Source organism: Streptomyces sp. NPDC020965 (genome assembly GCF_044333555.1).
Classification (GTDB): domain Bacteria; phylum Actinomycetota; class Actinomycetes; order Streptomycetales; family Streptomycetaceae; genus Streptomyces.
Window position 1 is genome coordinate 1,544,437 of the sequence record NZ_JBIRRE010000001.1, and the last position, 16,886, is coordinate 1,561,322.

Consider the following 16,886-nt stretch of genomic DNA (forward strand, 5'->3'; position numbering starts at 1 on the left):
GAAAAGCGCGCGAGCTGGCACAGTGGTAGGGGAACAGTCGCGTTTCGCTGAGCGTTGTCGAGGGAGAACTGTGCTTACGGTCCCGCGTCCGCGGCTCCGGCGCGCGGGAGGAGGAGAGCGCATGACCTACGACCGACTGGTGTGCGCCAACTGCGCGGCCCCGGTCTCCGAGGGTCGCTGCCCGGTCTGCCGCCGCGCCAACCGCGAGCGGCTCCAGCAGGACCGCAGCCCGTTCGGGGGGCTGAACCCGGCGACGCTGTTGACCCTGCTGATCGTGCTCATGGCAGCACTGGCGGTACTGGCGTCGCGGAGCGCATAGGTCCCGGACAGGACCGGCCGCCCGCCCGCCGATCACAGACAGACACGAGAGGGCCCTGGGTGCGATATCGCACCCAGGGCCCTCCTGTGCGCCCGCCTACGGGCCCGTAGGCGCCGCGCGGGGTCTCAGATCATCACGCCGGCAGTCAGACGGCGGCTCGGCCGCCACCGACCAGACGGGGCAGCATCCGGAAGCCGATACCACCGGCGATCATGGTCGCGGCCCCGATGAGCAGGAACGTCGTCTCCATGGCACCGGTCTCGGCCAGCTCTTCCTTGGCCTTGCCCTGCGCGACGGGCTGGGAGGCGGCGTTGTTGGTGTTCAGATTGTCGACGCACTGGGCACCGTCGAGATCGACGGTGCAGGTACCGGCATCCCCACCGCCCCCGGTGCCCCCGGTACCGCCCGCGCCCCCGGTACCGCCGACCCGCTTGGCCGTGGTCGAGGTGGGGTCGGGCTCAGGGTCGGGGTCGCTCGTGGGCGGCTCCGCGGGGCCGGGCGCGCTCGTGGGCCCCGGCGGGATCCCCGTGGGACCGGTCGGGATGTCGGTCGGACCGGGCGGAGTATCGGTCGGGCCCGGGGGCGTGTCGGTGGGGCCAGGAGGCGTGTCGGTCGGACCGGGCGGAGTATCGGTCGGTGTGGGAATCGTCGTCGGCGGGCCGGTGGTGGGACCGTCCGGCTCGGGCTCGGAGTCCTTCTCGTTGACACCGAGTCCCGCATCGGACAGCACACCCACGTCGAGCCCGGCGGCCGAAGCGGCACCCGCGGCGGTCAGCGACGCGCCTGCGGCGATCACCGCACCGGCTGCGATTCGCGCCACGCGGATACGCATCTTCTTGGTCATCTGGCTGCTACCCCCAGTAGCTGTTCGTCATTGGAGCAGCGTCCGGGGCGGCGACCGCGGGGTCCGATATTTCCCGCCCCCGGTTCGCACGCGCCCCGAATACACGCATGCCGCGCGCCAGCCTTCCCAGTTTCAGGGGGCGCGTCAAGGCGGTTGCGCGTGCGATGTCTGATATCGAGCAGGTTGCCCGAACTAGCGCTATGGAACCGTGACGCAGAAGGGAACTGGCGTCCGACGAGATGCAGTTCCCTTGTCGATAAAGCGAGGTGATTTGCTGCCAATGGATTGCGTCAGCGAATTCCCTAGGCACCGGGGATCGGTGGAAACGGCATGAAGGAAAGGTGCCGACCCCGTGACGGAGTCGGCACCTTTCCTTCAAGAATTGGTCTGCGCGGTGCGGGCTACTTCTCCTGCTGCTTGCGCCAGCGGATGCCCGCCTCCAGGAATCCGTCGATCTCGCCGTCCAGCACCGACTGCGGGTTGCCCACCTCGAACTCCGTCCGCAGGTCCTTGACCATCTGGTACGGGTGGAGGACGTACGAGCGCATCTGGTTGCCCCAGGAGTTGCCGCCGTCGCCCTTGAGGGCGTCCATCCGGGCCTGCTCCTCCTGGCGGCGCCGCTCCAGCAGCTTGGCCTGGAGGACGTTCATTGCGCTCGCCTTGTTCTGGATCTGGGAGCGCTCGTTCTGGCAGGAGACCACGATGCCGGTCGGGATGTGGGTGATGCGGACCGCGGAGTCCGTCGTGTTCACGCCCTGGCCACCGGGGCCCGAGGCGCGGTAGACGTCCACCCGCAGCTCGGACTCGTCGATCTCGACGTGGTCGCTCTGCTCCACCACGGGGAGCACCTCGACGCCCGCGAACGACGTCTGGCGACGGCCCTGGTTGTCGAAGGGAGAGATCCGCACCAGCCGGTGGGTGCCCTGCTCGACGGAGAGCGTGCCGTAGGCGTACGGGGACTTCACGACGAAGGTGGTCGACTTGATGCCGGCCTCTTCCGCGTACGACGTGTCGTAGACCTCAGTGGAGTAGCCGTGGCGCTCGGCCCAGCGCAGATACATCCGCTGGAGCCGCTCGGCGAAGTCGGAGGCGTCCACGCCACCGGCCTCGGCGCGAATGTTGACCAGCGCCTCACGCTCGTCGTACTCGCCGGACAGCAGCGTCCGTACTTCCATCTCGTCCAGCGCCTTGCTGACAGCGGTCAGCTCGGCCTCGGCCTCGGCCTGGGTGTCCGCGTCGTCCTCGGCCTCGGCCAGCTCAAAGAGCACACTGAGGTCGTCGATACGGCCCCGGAGCGCCTGGACCTTGCGGAGTTCGGCCTGCAGGTGCGAGAGGCGGCTGGTGATCTTCTGGGCCGCGTCCGGGTCGTCCCACAGGGACGGGGCCGCGGCCTGCTCCTCCAGCACGGCGATGTCAGCCCTCATCCTGTCCAGGTCAAGGACGGCCTCGATCGACCCCATGGTCGTGGAGAGGGACTTCAGCTCTTCGGATACATCGACGACTGCCACGGGTCCAGCGTAACGGCTGGGCGCGGCATCCCGGCCCCCTGGCCCCGGGGCCGGGGGCCGAGGACACCGGAACCCGCCCGGGCGGGGGCCCCGGCAGCCCCAGGACCAGGGTTCTAGGGAGTGTCTTCAAAGTAGCGTCGTCCGCCCGGAGGGCGGGGCTGGCGGGGTCTGGTGCATGGGGTCTCCCCAGGCCCGCAAGGGCCGAGGGGACGGATCGCAAGGCGGAGGATGGGGGCACCTCCCGGCCGGAGGCTGGGGGAGAGTCAACGCGGTGGGGGTACCTCCCGTGCCCGCCAGGGCACAGGGTGGGGGTCCCTCCCGTGCCCGCAGGGCTACGGGGGCCCGTTGGCGACTGACGACAACGCGGCGAGGGTGCGTGCCAGGGCACGGCAGACAGACGGGACTTTGAAGACACGACCTAGGGCTCCGCCGGGGCCGACCGCTCGGTGTCCTGGGGTGTGCGTTCCGCGTCTCCGTCGCCGATGGCCAGCCAGCCGCCGACCCCCAGCGCCGCGATCACCGCGACGGCCGCCGCGCCGAGGGCGATCCGGCGTTTGCGGACCGCGGCCGCGCCCCGGCCCGCCTGGGCGCCGGTCTTCTGGCCCGGCCGGTTGCGGGCCGAGCCCGGGCGGGGCTGCCCGGGCGAGCGGGGGGCGCGCGCCGTGCCGTGGGCGCCGCCGGCCAGTTCGTCCGGGGCCGGGACCCGCATCGAGGTGTGGGTGTCGCGGTTGGAGTCGGCCGGTGCCGCGCCCGGGACGAGGGGCACGGCGCCGCGGCGGCGCACCTCACCGGCGGGCTCGGGCGTGACCTCCTCGTACGGCTCAGGTGCGGCGGGTTCGGCGTCCGGTTCGTCGACATCGAGCGGTGGCATACCCGCCAGTGCCGGCAGCAGCTCCCGCAGCCGGGTGCCCAGCTCGGAGGCGCGCAGCCGGGACGCCGGGGCCTTGGCCAGGCACTGGACGACGAGCTGCCACAGCTCGTCGGGGACGCCCGGCAGCGGAACGACGGTCTCGGTGACATGGCGGCGCAGCACCGCTCCCGGGTGGCCGCCGCCGAAGGGGGTGAAGCCCGCGAGGAGTTCGTACAGCACGGTCGCGAGGGCGTAGATGTCGACGGCGGCCCTCGGCGGCAGCCCCTCCACGATCTCGGGTGCCAGATAGTCCGGGGTGCCGATGATCCGGGTCGTCTTGACCCGGCGCGGGGTGTCGATGAGCTTGGCGACACCGAAGTCGGTCAGCAGCGCCGGGTGGGAGCGGGCCGGGCCGAGCGGTCCCTCCATGTCGAGCAGGATGTTCTCCGGCTTGACGTCCCGGTGGACGACCCCGGCCGCGTGTGCGGCGGCGAGGGCGTCGGCGACGTCCGCGACGATCGCGACGGCGGCCTCGGGGGCGAGCCTGCGCTCCCGGTCGAGGCGGCTGCGCAGGTCGGTGCCGCGCACGAGCTCCATGACGAGCGCGAGATCGTTTCCGTCGACCACCAGGTCACGGACGGTGACGATCCCGGGGTGGACGAGCCCGAGCAGGGCCGTGCGCTCCTGGACGAAGCGTCCGACCAGCTCCTGGTCGGAGGCGAGGTCTTCGCGCAACAGCTTGATGGCGACGGGCCCGTCGGGGCCCTCGCCGGCCCACACCGTGCCCGCGCTGCCTCGTCCGAGGATCTGATGGGCCGTGTACCGGCTGCCGATATTCCGTGCCAAGACTGCTCCCTCAGCGGCTGGCGATGCCCATAACGTACGCGGGTGTCCGGGGCCCGCGTGCCCCGGATGGCATCAACCTTCACCTCCACGGGGTGAATCAACCCGCGAGGCCATCCATGGAAGTCGATAAATCTCCCGCCCCGGTCGTCGGCCGGGGCGGGGTCGGCCTACTGGCCGGTGTCCGTTTCGCCGCTTGAGCCGGAGCCGCCGAGGTCGGAGATCCAGCCGGTGACGGTCGAGACGCCGTCGCCGATGGCGTCCCAGTAGCTCTGGCCCTGGGCCACCCAGTCCTGGAGCGGGGTCAGCTCCCAGACCAGCCAGCCGGCGACGAACAGCATGGCCACCGAGAAGAGACAGCCCTTGAGGCAGCCGAGACCGGGAATCCGCATCGGGTTGGCGCTGCGCTGGCGCGGCTGCCGGGGCTGACGGGGCTCCGGCTGTTGGGGTGCGGGCTGCTGGGGCTGCGGCTGCTGGGGAGGCGTGTACGGCTGGGGCGCGTACTGCTGGTGGTGAGGCGGCTGGAGCTGGGGGCGCTGCTGTTGCGGCTGCGGCGGATGAGGCCGCTGCTGATGCTGCGGATACTGCTGCGGGTGCTGCGGGCGCTGAGCCTGCGGCGGGTACTGCTGCTGGTGATGTGGGGGCTGCTGGTGCTGCTGGTTCGGGGGCTGCTGAGGAGGCTGCTGCGGCTGCCGCTGGGGGCGCCGCCGCAGCGGATCCTGGCTCGGGTCCAGATACTGCACCTGCGTCTGGTCGCTACGGTCCCGGGCGGCCTGGAGCTGGGACTGCCAGGGATGTGGATCCCCCGGGGCACCCGGGGCGCCGTCCGGACGCGGCGGTACCGGCGGCATCACGGCGGTCGGGTCGGCGGCCGGGCCACCGCGGGGCAGCACGCTCGTCGGGTCGGCGGCGCCACCGGGCCCACCGGTCTGGGGCAGCACGCTGGTCGCGGCGCCCGGGTCGAACGGTGCCGCGTTGTTCTGCAGGACCTGGGTCGGGTCCGCGGCCCCCGGGGTCGGCGGCACCGGAGCCGGCGACGGGTCGGGCGCGAGCAGGGCCGCGACCCCGAGCGCCGCGTCGACCTGCGCGGGCGTGGAGTGGACCCCGATACCGGCGGCGACGGTGCGCAGACCACGGGCGAGGTTCTCGGCGCTCGGCCGCTCCCCGGGCTCCTTGCGCAGACAGCGCTCTATGACCGTCCACATCGGCTCGGGGACGGTGGTGGGGCGGCGGGGCTCCTCGCTGAGATGGCGCTGGAGCACCTCCAGAGCGGTGCCACCTGCGAACGGGGGGCGGCCCGTGACCAGCTCGTACATCAGGATGCCCGCGCCGTAGACATCGACGGCGGAGGTCTGCGGGCGGCCCTCGGCGGACTCGGGCGCGATGTACGCGGGGGTGCCGACGAACTCATGGGCACGGGTCAGACCCGGGGAGTCCGCGAGACGGGCGATGCCGAAGTCGGTCAGCATCGGGTGCATCTGGCCGTCGGCGTCCGTCTTGAGGAGGACGTTCGCCGGCTTGAGGTCGCGGTGGACGACGCCGTCGGCGTGGCTGGCGGCGAGGGCGTCGGCGACCTGGGCGGTCAGCAGTGCGGCGGCGACCGGGGTGAAGGGGCCGTTCTCCCGCAGATAGCGGTGGAGGTCCGGGCCGTCGATCAGATCCATGACCAGGGCGAGGAGATCGCCCTCGACCACCAGGTCCCGGGTGCGCACGATGTTCGGATGGGTCAGCCGCAGCAGGACGGAGCGCTCGCGCAGAAAGCGCATCACGATGTCCGCGTCCGTCGCCAGCTCCTCCTTGAGGACCTTGATCGCGACCGTCTCGCCGGGCGTCCCCGGCACCGCTGCCTCGGCTCCGGCCGTCTCTCGCTGCCGGGCACGCCAGACGGTGCCCGTGGCCCCGCGGCCGAGTGGCTCCTCGAGGAGGTACTTGCTGCCTACAGGCCGCACGTCATGCGCTCCCTGCTGATCGTGGTCCTTGCGTGGTCCGGGGCCCCCTGTCGACTGCGCCCGGCTGTCCGACCCACTTTAGTGCCGTCGAACGACACACCGGCCGGTTGTCCACAGCTCGTATTCAGCTCGCCTTCGACTCGTACTCGGCGCCGGCCGGTCGGCGGCACGACGGGGACACGACACGCGCACGGTGGCGCGAAGCGTTCGGAAGGAAGACGCCCATACCCCGGGCATGGTTGCCGAACAACCGTGCCGCACTCACGCCGCACCCTCGGTCGATCGGGACCCAACCAGGCATTTTTCCATCCGGACCGGACCATTCAAGATCACTTTTGGCCGGTCCCCGGGCGTGTTGTCAGTGGCAGGTGCGAGGATGCCCTCAGCACGGAGTCATGGGGGCGGGAGCCCCGTGGCCACCGTGCCGACCTGTCGGGTGGGGGCGACGCGGAGGCGGCTCCGCCGCTCGGTGCGCCCCGCGCAGAAGGGATTGCTGACGGCGATGCAGATCCGGCTGACCGTTCTCGCGCCGCGCGGCGGGCAGTCCGCGGCGGGGCCGGCACACGGGGGGCAGCCGGCCGGCCGTTCACCGGCGGGCCAGGGGCCCACCGCCGGGGACTCCACCGCGACCGCCATCGGATCGGGCTCCGGCACGCGCGCGTGCGATGTGCTGATCACCGCCCCGGCCGGGACGGCACTGGCCGCCGTGGCGTCCGGTCTGGCCGCCGCCGTCGCGGGTCCCGACGCCTCCGGCACCGTCGTGCTGTACGCGGGGGATGAAAGGCTCGACGCCCAGCGCCGCACCCTGGGCGAGCCACCGCTGGTCGACGGAGCGGTGCTCTCCCTCCAGTTCCCCGGCCCGGCCGACCCGCCGCACGCCGAGGCCGCCGCGCAGCTCCGGGTGGTCGCGGGCCCCGACGCGGGCGGTGTCCACCTCCTGCACGGCGGCCGGATCAGTGTCGGCCGCTCCGCACGCGCCGACGTCCCGCTGGACGACCCCGATGTCTCACGGCTGCACTGCGAGGTGACGGTCGAGGACGACGGCCGGATCACCGTCGCGGACCTCGACTCGACGAACGGCACCACCCTGGACGGCGTGCCGGTGGGTTCCCGCCCGGTCCGGCTGCCGCGGGGCGCGCTGCTGCGGCTGGGCGAATCGACCATTCTGCTGGCCTCCGGGGAGCGGGCGCCTTCGCTGCCGACGACCCCGGACGGCGAGGGGCATCTCCGCATCCCTAAGGCGGCGGACGAACCCGCGGCCGAGACGGCCCGCCGTCCCTATGCGCCACCGGGTGACCCCTATGTCACCGGCGGCATCCCCCCGGGCGGTGCCACGGACAGCTCCACCGCCCGGACCCCGGCCCATGGCACCCGTACGTCCGCAGGCGGGGGGACGGACCCCCGGGTCCCCGCGCAGTACACCCCGCGCTCCCCTGCCCCCCGCGGGGACGGCACCACCACGCGCGGGACCACGCCCGACCACCGGACCGACCGGCACGACCGGTCCGAGGCGTCGGCCGGCCGGGGGGAGCTGCCGGACGAGCGGTTCGCGACGCCGCCCCACGACCGCTTCGGACCATCCGGCACCCGTTCCGAACCGCCCCACGATCGCTTTGCCCCTTCCCATGACCGTTTTGAGCCGTCCGGCCACCGTTTCGAGCACCCCGGCGACCACTCCGCCCCGGGCGACGGGCGGTCCGACCCGGCCCGCGCCTCCGGCCGCCGGGCCGACAGGTCCGATGAGCCCGCTGACCAGGACCGGGGCCGAGACCGGACGGACGACGGATTCGAAGAACCCGCCGCGCAGGCCGGCCGCGGCCCCCGCAGGCGCGGCATAGGCGCCTGGGCGCGGCGTTTCGCCGGTGGCCGGGAAGAGCCCGCCGGCGAGGCGGCACCCGCCCCGCCCACCCCCGGGACGCCCCCGACCGCCGCCCCGCTCGTGGAGACCTGGCCCGACCCCGCCACCATCCTGCTCACCGCGCTCGGCCCCGGTCCCCGACTCTGGGAGCGCGGGCCGGGCCACCCGGAGTCCCTGGTCATCCGCCTCGGCACCGCCGACCGGGACGGACTGTCGTCGGTGCCGGTGACGGTCGGGCTCCAGGAGGCCGGTTCGCTCGGGCTCGCGGGACCCCGGGAGCGGCTGTCCGGCCTCGCCCGCGCCGCAGTGGCCCAGCTCGCCGCGCTGCACTCCCCCACCGAGCTGGAAATCGTGCTGATCAGTACGGACCGGGCGCGCGGCCTGGCCGAGCGCAAGGCCGAATGGTCCTGGCTCGGCTGGCTCCCGCATCTGCGCCCGGCCCACGGCCAGGACTGCCGACTGCTGCTGGCGTACGACCGCGACCAGGCACTGGCCCGCACGGCGGAGCTGACCCGCCGTCTGGACGACGGACCGCTCGGCCCCGGCTGGCCGAGCGCGGACCGTGCGACCGTCGCCGACGCCGCGGCGCGCCACACCGGTCCGCGTACGGTCGTCATCGTCGACGGCGACCCCGGTTCGGCCGCGCTGCGGGAGACGGCCGCACGGCTGGCGAGTGTGGGCCGGGCGGCCGGAATCCATCTGATAGCCCTCGCCGAGACCCCGGCCGCCTCACCGCTCTCCCCGGTCCCCGCGACCTACGAGACCGCGTGCGCGGCCTCACTCGCCTTCCGGGAGTGTGGAGCGGTGGCGCTGCTCAGCGGCGATGTCGCGACCGCCCTGCGACTGCTGCGTACGGCCGGGGGGCTGCCCGCCGGCCATGGCGCGCTGGCCGCGGTGGACGCCGTGTCGGTGGCCTGGGCGGAGCGTTTCGGGCGCGCCCTCGCGCCCCTGCGCACCGAGGGCTGCGGCGGGAGCCCCGGCCGGGCGGCGACGCTGCCCCGGTCGGCGCGGCTGCTGGACGAGCTGGGGCTCGCGCGGGCCACTCCCGCTTCCCTGATGGCTCGCTGGGCCTCGGCCGACGACGCGTCGGGCAGCGTCGCGGTGCTCGGCGCGGGGCCGCGGGGTCCGCTCGCCGTCGATCTGACCGAAGAGGGCCCCCATCTGTTGATCGAGGGCCCCGCCGGCAGTGGCCGTACGGAGCTGCTGCGTTCGGTCGCCGCCTCGCTGGCCGCGGCCGGGCGACCCGACCGGCTGGGGCTGCTGCTGGTCGACGGCGCGGGCGGGGAGCGCGGCGCGGGGCTCGCGGCCTGTCTGGAGCTGCCGCACGTCACCGAGCGGCTGGTGGCGAGCGACCCGCTCCGGATGCGGGCGTTCGCGCAGGCGTTGGGCGCGGAGCTGAAGCGGCGGGCGGAGCTGCTGGGCAGCCTCGGGTTCGCGGAGTGGCACGCCCGGCGCGATGCGGATGCCGGACCCAACGGATCCGACCGACCCGAGCACCCGACGGACCACCCGGAGCGGGATCGGGACCGGGGCATCAGCCGAATGCCCCGGACGGACCGGACGGACCGGACGGACCGGACGGACCGAACAGACTTCAGCAACGACCGAAGCACGGATCGAGCCGGGGACCGAGCAGCCGGGGGCTGGGGCGCGGATCGGGGCGGGGACCGGTTGGTCGGCCCTCGCTCGTCGGCGGCGCCCGACCGCCCCACCGGCCGTCTCACCCCGCCCCCCGCGCCCTCGCGCGGACCGCTCCCGCCCTCCGCCCGTGGCGATCTCGACTCCCCGGCGAGCAGCACCCTCCGGCTGCGCCCCGGCGCCCGTACGCGCATGGCACCCCTGCACCCCTCGGACCCCGCAGCGGCCGGAGCGTCACTGCCCCGGCTAGTGGTGCTGGTCGACGACTTCGACGCGCTGGTGGCCCCGGCGCTCGGCAGTACCGGACGGCCCGCGGCCGGTTCGGTCGTACGGGCGCTGGAGGCCGTGGCCCGGGAGGGTGAGCGGCTCGGCGTGCACCTGGTGGCGACCTCCGCGCGCCCGGACCGTACGGCCGACACCGAGCTGGCCCGGGGCAACCGGCTGCGCGCGGTGCTGGACGCGCCGCCCGCGTCGGCCGGGCCGGACGACCCGCTGCCGGGGCGCGGCAGGCTGGGGCATCCGGACGGCCGGGTGACCCCGTTCCAGGGCGGCCGGGTGACCGGCCGGATACCGCGCACGGCGACGCTGCGCCCGACCGTGGTGCCGCTGGAGTGGGAGCGGATGGGCGATCCACCGACCCGGCGCCCCGTGCGGGAGTTGGGCAACGGCCCGACCGATCTGGCGCTCCTCGCCAGCGCGCTGGAGCGCGCCGCGCGTTCGGTGAACGCGGTGCCACTGCCTCCCCTGACCCCCGCGTCGCCCTGACCCGACCCCTGCCCCTCACATCCCCGCGTCCCGGATCTTCCGCGCCCCCCGCGCGTACGCCGTGACGCGCCCTGCCCCCGCCCGTACCCCCCGCATCGCCCTGCCCCCCGCTCGTCACGCCCCGTCGCTCTGAAACCCCGCCCGTGACCCCGCTCGTGACCCGTACGTGACCCGTACGCGACCCCGTGCGTACCCCTCGTCCTCCCTGACCCCACGCGCGCCACAGCCACACTCCGAACACACACGAACCGCCCGATAACACCCGTACCAGCACCCCGCCATCGCCACGATCGCGGCGGTGCGGTGGGGTTTGCCCGGCTCGTCACAGGGGGATCACAAAAGGCTCCCGGGTGCCCCGTGCGCTATTGCGGCCCCCCGGGGCCGGGCGTACACCTGTCGGTCAACGGGACAGCGCACGGGAGGGACGGGGCAGAGATGCGCACAACTCTACGTACGGGCAGGGCCGCGGTCATATTCGCCGCCGTCGGCGCCCTCGCTCTCACCGGCTGCGGCGACGGTGACGACGACAAGTCCAAGGGCTCGGGCGATACCAAGGGCACCAAGCCAGCGGCCGGCGTCGAACTCCCCCAGTTGAAGGGGGAGAAGATCGAGGTCGCGGCGGTGTGGAGCGGCCCCGAGCAGGAGAACTTCGTCAAGGTGCTGGACGAGTTCGAGAAGCGGACGGGGGCCACGGTCACCTTCGTCCCCGCCCAGGACCCGATCGTCAACTTCCTGGGCACGAAGATCGCCGGGGGCAGCCCGCCCGATGTGGCGATGCTGCCGCAGCCGGGCGCCATCCAGCAGGCCGTACAGCGCAAGTGGGCCAAACCGGTCGGCGCGGCGGCCAAGGCCGAGCTGGCGAAGAACTATTCGATGGGCTGGCAGAAGATCGGCCAGGTGGGCGGGGAGCAGTACGGCGTCTACTACAAGGCCGCCAACAAGTCGCTGATCTGGTACAACAACGCCGCCTTCGAGAACGCGGGCGCGACGGAGCCGAAGACCTGGAAGGAGTTCCTCGCCACCGCCGAGACGATCTCCGCCTCCGGTGTCACCCCGGTCTCGGTCGCCGGCGCGGACGGCTGGACGCTGACCGACTGGTTCGAGAACATCTATCTCTCCCAGGCGGGTCCGGAGAAGTACGACCAGCTCGCCCAGCACCGGATCAAGTGGACCGATCCGACGGTGAAGGCGGCACTGACCTCGCTCGCCGAATTGTTCGGCAAGCCCAATCTGATCGCGGGCGGCGCGGACGGGGCGCTCCAGACGGAGTTCCCGGCGTCGGTGACCCAGACGTTCAGCGGGGGTGATCAGCCGAAGGGCGCGATGGTCTTCGAGGGCGACTTCGTGACGGTGAACATCGCTCAGACGGACGCCAAGATCGGTACGGACGCGAAGGTGTTCCCGTTCCCGGCGGTCGGCGCGCAGCCGCCCGTGGTGACGGGCGGGGACGCGGCCGTGGCGCTGAAGGACAGCAAGGGCGCGCAGGCGCTGCTGACGTTCCTGGCGTCGCCGGACGCGGCCAAGATCCAGGCGGCGGCGGGCGGGTTCCTCTCGCCGAACAAGGCGCTGGACCTCGCCGCGTACCCCAATGCGGTCCTGCGTGACATCGCGAAGGCCCTCATCGAATCGGGCGACGACTTCCGCTTCGACATGTCGGACCAGATGCCGCAGTCGTTCGGCGGTTCGCCGGGGAAAGGGTTCTGGAAGACACTTCAGGACTTCCTGAAGAACCCGAAGGACGTGGCCGGCGCCCAGCAGCGGCTCGAAGCGGACGCCGCCAAGGCGTACAAGAGCTGACGACGGGTGAGCGGCACAGTGACAGCGGGGGGCCCGGCCCGGCCGGGCGCCCCCGCCGGTAAACGCAAGAGCGTGACAGGCACACGTAAAGTCATCGCGGTCGGCTTCCTGCTGCCCGCGCTGGCGCTGCTGGGCGCGCTCGTGGTCTACCCGATCGGGTACTCGGTCTACCGGTCCTTCTTCGACAAGTCCGGCTCCGGATTCGCGGGCCTGGACAACTATGTGGAGATCTTCACCGACGACAGCATCTTCACGGCGGTCCAGAACAACGCGATCTGGGTCCTGGTGGCCCCGACGGTCGCGACGGTGCTGGGGCTGATCTTCGCCGTACTGACGGAACGCATCCGCTGGGGCACGGCGTTCAAGCTGATCGTCTTCATGCCGATGGCGATCTCGATGCTGGCGGCGGGGATCATCTTCCGGTTGGTGTACGAGCAGGACCCGGAGCGCGGGGTCGCCAACGCGGTCTGGGTGGGCGTGCACGACACGTTCAACGAGTCGGCCGGATTCCCCAAGGCGCGTCCGCTACCGGTGCATCCGCTGGAGCCCGGCGGTGGGGGTTCGTTCATCACCAAGGAGCCGGTGAGCGCCGACTCCCGGGTGCTGCTGCCGCTGGTCGGGGTGGCGCCCCCGAAGATGCCGTCCGACGCGAAGCCCGCGCGGGCGGCGACGGCGGACGACGGGAAGATCACCGGTACGGCGTGGCTGGACTTCACCAAGGGCGGCGGCGGCCGGCCGAATGTGATCGACACCAAGGAACTGGGCCTCAAGGGCATCCGGGTGGAGGCGGTCAAGGACGGCGAGGTCGTCGCGGAGGCGCGGGCCGGGGCGGACGGCACCTTCACCCTGCCGGCCGCCGCCGAGGGCGCGCGGCTCCAGTTCCCCGCCGAGAACTTCCGCGAACCGTACAACGGGGTGAGTTGGCTCGGACCGTCGCTCGTCACCCCGGCGATCATCGGCAGCTATGTATGGATGTGGGCGGGGTTCGCGATGGTGCTGATCGCGGCGGGACTCGCGAGCGTGCCGCGCGAACTGCTGGAGGCGGCCCGGATGGACGGCGCCAACGAATGGCAGGTCTTCCGCCAGGTGACGGTGCCCCTGCTGGCGCCGGTACTGGCGGTGGTCCTGGTCACGCTGATGATCAACGTGTTGAAGATCTTCGACCTCGTGTACATCATCGCGCCGGGCTCCGCCCAGGACGACGCGAACGTACTGGCGCTCCAGCTCTACCAGTCGTCCTTCGGCACGGACTCCCATCTGGGAGTGGGCAGCGCCATCGCGGTACTGCTGCTGTTGCTGGTGCTCCCGGTGATGTTCTTCAACATCCGGCGCATGCGAAGGGAGAGTCGCCGATGACCACGACGGACGGTGTGGTGAAGGCGAAGCAGTCGCTCCCGGCGCGGATCGCATCGCGCGCCGGTGGCGGTGTGATGCGGGTGTTCCTCCTGCTGATCGGGCTGTTCTGGCTGATGCCGACCTTCGGCCTGCTGGTCTCCTCGCTCCGCGGGCCGCAGGACATCGCGGCGAGCGGCTGGTGGAAGGTGTTCACCGCACCCGCGCAGCTCACCACGGACAACTACTCGCGGCTGCTGAAGAACGAGGCGATCACCGACTCCCTCTTCGCCAGCGTGATGATCACCGTCCCGGCGACGGTGCTGGTGGTGGTGATCGGCGCGCTGGCGGGGTACGCGTTCGCCTGGCTGGAATTCCCGGGCCGCGACTGGTGGTTCATGGCCGTGGTCGGCCTCCTGGTGGTGCCCGTACAGGTCGCGCTGGTGCCGGTCTCGAAGCTGTTCGGCCAGATCGGGATATTCGAGACGACGCTCGGGGTGATCCTCTTCCATGTCGCCTTCGGTCTGCCGTTCGCTATCTTCCTGCTCCGGAACTTCTTCGCGGAGATCCCCCGCGAACTGATGGAGGCCGCCCGGCTGGACGGCGCGGGCGAATTCCGCCTCTTCGCCAAGGTCGTGATGCCCCTGGGCGCACCCGCCATCGCGTCGCTCGGCATCTTCCAGTTCCTGTGGGTGTGGAACGACATGCTGGTGGCCCTGATCTTCGCGGACTCGCAGAGCGCGCCGATCACGGTGGCGCTGCAACGGCAGGTACGGCAGTTCGGGAACAACATCGACGTCCTGGCGTCGGGGGCGTTCCTGTCGATGGTGATCCCGCTGGCGGTGTTCTTCGCGTTCCAGCGGCACTTCGTGTCGGGGGTGATGGCGGGCGCGGTGAAGTAGCCGTACGGATCCGACGGCGGCGGGGCGCACATCCAGCGCTCCGCCGCCGCCGTGCGTCCGTACGCGTGCTTGGGCTGGCCCTGGTGCTGGCCCTGGTGCTGGTGCTTGCCCGCTTGTGCTCGTGCTCGCACGGCGCGGGTGCTTGTGCTTGTGCTCGTGCGGCGCGGGTCCTTGCGCTCGTGCTCGTCCTTGCGGCGTGCCGCACGGATCGCATCCGCCGTCCACACCCACCCCACCCGGTCCCCGATCCCCATCGGCACCGTCACCCTCCGAAGGAACTGCACCCCGTATGTGCATCCCCACCCCCGCGCGGCCCAACGAGGGGCACCATTGCGCAGTGGAGACACGCACCCGTCCGCAGCCGAGGGGAAAGGGAACCGATCATGGAACCGTGGATTCTGCGTGAATGCGACCACGAATGGACGCAGTGGAGCGGAAAGCAGCGTTGCCGGAAGTGCGGCACCACGCAAGAGTGAACCCTCGACGGTCAGGGGGCCATCGAGCCAGGTGCCCCCTGACTCTCAGGAGAGGAACGCATGTCACGCGTTGACTGGGAAGAGCTGCCCGCCGAACTCCGGCAAGCGATCGAGCTGCGGACGGGCAGAGTGGTCAGCGCCAGGAGTGTGACCGCCGGGCTCAACGCGTCCGCCGCGCTCATCATCACCACGGCGGGCAATGGGCGCCTCTTCCTGAAGGGGGTCCGGGACGACGATGTCGCGGGCGCCACCGCGCTCCGCTGGGAGTCGCTGCTCAACAGGACCGTACGGGGGGTCGGGCCGACGATCCGGCACACCTACCGGGCCGGGGGCTGGTTCTGTCTCGCCTTCATCCTCATCGAGGGGCGGCACGCCGATATGGGGCCGCGGAGCGAGGACCTCGGGGCCATCGCCTTCACTCTTCGGCAGATGCAGAAACTGCGTGCCCCGCAGACGCCCGTACCCCGGTTCGCACAGCGGTTCACCGCGCATCTGAAGCCGGGTGAAGCCGAGAAGCTGGCCGGGAGTCATCTGCTGCACACGGACACCAACCCGCACAACATCATGATCGGCGACCATGGCGGAACGGCGTACGTCATCGACTGGGCCATGCCCGCGGTCGGGCCGTCCTGGATCGATCCCGCCTACACGGCCGTACGTCTCATGGAGTGCGGCCAGACGCCCGCCGACGCCCTCGCCTGGCTGTCCGGTTTTCCGCACTGGCGGCGGGCGGATCCGCGAGCGGTCGAGGCGTTCGTGAACGTCATCTGTCGGCACTGGACGGAGACGGTGGGCGAGCGGGGTGCCTCGGCCAGCAATGAGCGGTTCCGGCAGTTGCTGAACTTCTCGCACGAGACGACGACGTCGCACCGGCCGGGGATGCAGCGGAGGCACCGCAGGAGCTTCGGCAGCTCGGGGACGTCGTCACCGTTGCGGCTCCATCTGAGCTGACACCGAAGCGCGCGTACGGGCATGAGTGCGGGGCTCGGGGACTCCAGGGCTCGGGGGTCGGCTCGGGGCTCCGGGGATCGGAGACGGCTCGGGCGGGGTGGGTGAGCCGGCGCCCGCTCAAGGCGCCCAGGGCGCTCAGAGCGCTCAGAGCTTGAGCGCCGCCACCGCCCCCCGCGCCAGCTCGTCCACGTACCCCTTCGGCAGGTCTCCCCGTACCACCACCAGCCGCCAGTACAGCGGCCCCACCACCACGTCCAGCAGTCGGTCCGGGTCCGTACCTGCCGGCAGTTCGCCGCGCTCGACCGCCGCGCGCACGATCAGCGCGGCCACTCCCTGTTGGCTGTCCAGCAGGGCCGCCTTGATCGTGTCGGCGATCTCCGGGTTGCGGGCGGCCTCCACCAGCAGATCCGGGATGACCTGGGACGCCACCGGGTGGCGCAGCGCGTGCGAGGCCACCTCCAGCAGCGCCCGGACGTCTCCGTGGAGCGAGCCGGTCGCCGGGGCGGGCAGTCCCTGCGCGGCGAAGACGGAGACCAGGTCGAGGACGAGCGCCAGCTTGGACTTCCAGCGCCGGTAGACCGCGGTCTTGCCGACGCCCGCGCGCCGCGCGATCCCCTCGATGGACATCCGCGCGAACCCGACCGTCGCCAGTTCCTCGAAGACCGCCGCGCGGATCGCCTCGGTCACGTCCTCGCGGAGCACCGCGGCTCCGGCTGGGGGTCGGCGTGAGCTTCCCGGGTCTGAGGTCATGCCCCGCAGCCTACCCGCGACGACGAGACGGTTGCGTTGCGACGTCGAACCGTCCTACCCTCCCCGTAGCGACGAAACGGTCCCGTTCCGACGTCAACACAGTC

General features: G+C 72.2%; 11 protein-coding genes. 6 read left to right on the forward strand and 5 right to left on the reverse strand.

All coding sequences use genetic code 11. The features are described from left to right. The first annotated feature begins 121 nt into the window (after positions 1 to 121). Positions 122 to 319: a hypothetical protein gene (locus tag ACH4S7_RS06690; RefSeq protein ID WP_398519941.1), complete on the forward strand. Its 198-nt coding sequence runs from the start codon at positions 122 to 124 to the stop codon at positions 317 to 319. 145 nt (positions 320 to 464) lie between these two features. On the opposite strand, the gene ACH4S7_RS06695 is transcribed toward ACH4S7_RS06690, so the two are convergent. The 4 genes from ACH4S7_RS06695 to ACH4S7_RS06710 all read right to left on the reverse strand — a co-directional run bounded on the left by ACH4S7_RS06695 (position 465) and on the right by ACH4S7_RS06710 (position 6,313). After that, on the reverse strand, positions 465 to 1,163 hold the full coding sequence (locus ACH4S7_RS06695) for a hypothetical protein (protein WP_398519942.1): 699 nt from the start codon (positions 1,161 to 1,163) through the stop codon (positions 465 to 467). A gap of 401 nt (positions 1,164 to 1,564) precedes the next feature. Further along, positions 1,565 to 2,671 (reverse strand): peptide chain release factor 2, encoded by a 1,107-nt coding sequence (gene prfB, locus ACH4S7_RS06700; protein WP_398519943.1) that lies wholly within the window; start codon positions 2,669 to 2,671, stop codon positions 1,565 to 1,567. 418 nt (positions 2,672 to 3,089) lie between these two features. Further along, positions 3,090 to 4,367, reverse strand: a complete 1,278-nt coding sequence (locus tag ACH4S7_RS06705) for a serine/threonine-protein kinase (protein WP_398519944.1) — start codon at positions 4,365 to 4,367, stop codon at positions 3,090 to 3,092. Between the two features lie 167 nt (positions 4,368 to 4,534). Further along, positions 4,535 to 6,313 (reverse strand): protein kinase, encoded by a 1,779-nt coding sequence (locus tag ACH4S7_RS06710; RefSeq protein WP_398519945.1) that lies wholly within the window; start codon positions 6,311 to 6,313, stop codon positions 4,535 to 4,537. Between the two features lie 412 nt (positions 6,314 to 6,725). Here ACH4S7_RS06710 and ACH4S7_RS06715 point away from each other — a divergent pair, with 412 nt between their 5' ends. From ACH4S7_RS06715 to ACH4S7_RS06735, 5 genes are all read left to right on the forward strand, one after another. Continuing rightward, on the forward strand, positions 6,726 to 10,574 hold the full coding sequence (locus tag ACH4S7_RS06715) for an FHA domain-containing protein (RefSeq protein ID WP_398519946.1): 3,849 nt from the start codon (positions 6,726 to 6,728) through the stop codon (positions 10,572 to 10,574). A 435-nt stretch (positions 10,575 to 11,009) separates the two neighbouring features. Then, positions 11,010 to 12,371 (forward strand): ABC transporter substrate-binding protein, encoded by a 1,362-nt coding sequence (locus tag ACH4S7_RS06720; RefSeq protein ID WP_398519947.1) that lies wholly within the window; start codon positions 11,010 to 11,012, stop codon positions 12,369 to 12,371. 18 nt (positions 12,372 to 12,389) lie between these two features. Further along, positions 12,390 to 13,727: a carbohydrate ABC transporter permease gene (locus ACH4S7_RS06725; RefSeq protein ID WP_398520059.1), complete on the forward strand. Its 1,338-nt coding sequence runs from the start codon at positions 12,390 to 12,392 to the stop codon at positions 13,725 to 13,727. Further along, positions 13,724 to 14,605, forward strand: a complete 882-nt coding sequence (locus tag ACH4S7_RS06730) for a carbohydrate ABC transporter permease (RefSeq protein WP_398519948.1) — start codon at positions 13,724 to 13,726, stop codon at positions 14,603 to 14,605. Before ACH4S7_RS06725 ends, ACH4S7_RS06730 begins: the two co-directional genes overlap by 4 nt. A gap of 536 nt (positions 14,606 to 15,141) precedes the next feature. Then, positions 15,142 to 16,032, forward strand: coding sequence for a phosphotransferase (locus tag ACH4S7_RS06735; RefSeq protein ID WP_398519949.1), 891 nt, complete (start codon positions 15,142 to 15,144; stop codon positions 16,030 to 16,032). 144 nt (positions 16,033 to 16,176) lie between these two features. On the opposite strand, the gene ACH4S7_RS06740 is transcribed toward ACH4S7_RS06735, so the two are convergent. Next, positions 16,177 to 16,782, reverse strand: coding sequence for a TetR/AcrR family transcriptional regulator (locus ACH4S7_RS06740; protein ID WP_398519950.1), 606 nt, complete (start codon positions 16,780 to 16,782; stop codon positions 16,177 to 16,179). Positions 16,783 to 16,886 lie beyond the last annotated feature (104 nt).

Bases quoted from the DNA above. Each gene is read 5' to 3' on its own strand.
- ACH4S7_RS06740 (WP_398519950.1), bottom strand. From the start codon at position 16,782: ATGACCTCAGACCCGGGAAGCTCACGCCGACCCCCAGCCGGAGCCGCG.
- ACH4S7_RS06730 (WP_398519948.1), top strand. From the start codon at position 13,724: ATGACCACGACGGACGGTGTGGTGAAGGCGAAGCAGTCGCTCCCGGCG.
- ACH4S7_RS06720 (WP_398519947.1), top strand. From the start codon at position 11,010: ATGCGCACAACTCTACGTACGGGCAGGGCCGCGGTCATATTCGCCGCC.
- ACH4S7_RS06735 (WP_398519949.1), top strand. From the start codon at position 15,142: ATGTCACGCGTTGACTGGGAAGAGCTGCCCGCCGAACTCCGGCAAGCG.
- ACH4S7_RS06690 (WP_398519941.1), top strand. From the start codon at position 122: ATGACCTACGACCGACTGGTGTGCGCCAACTGCGCGGCCCCGGTCTCC.
- ACH4S7_RS06695 (WP_398519942.1), bottom strand. From the start codon at position 1,163: ATGACCAAGAAGATGCGTATCCGCGTGGCGCGAATCGCAGCCGGTGCG.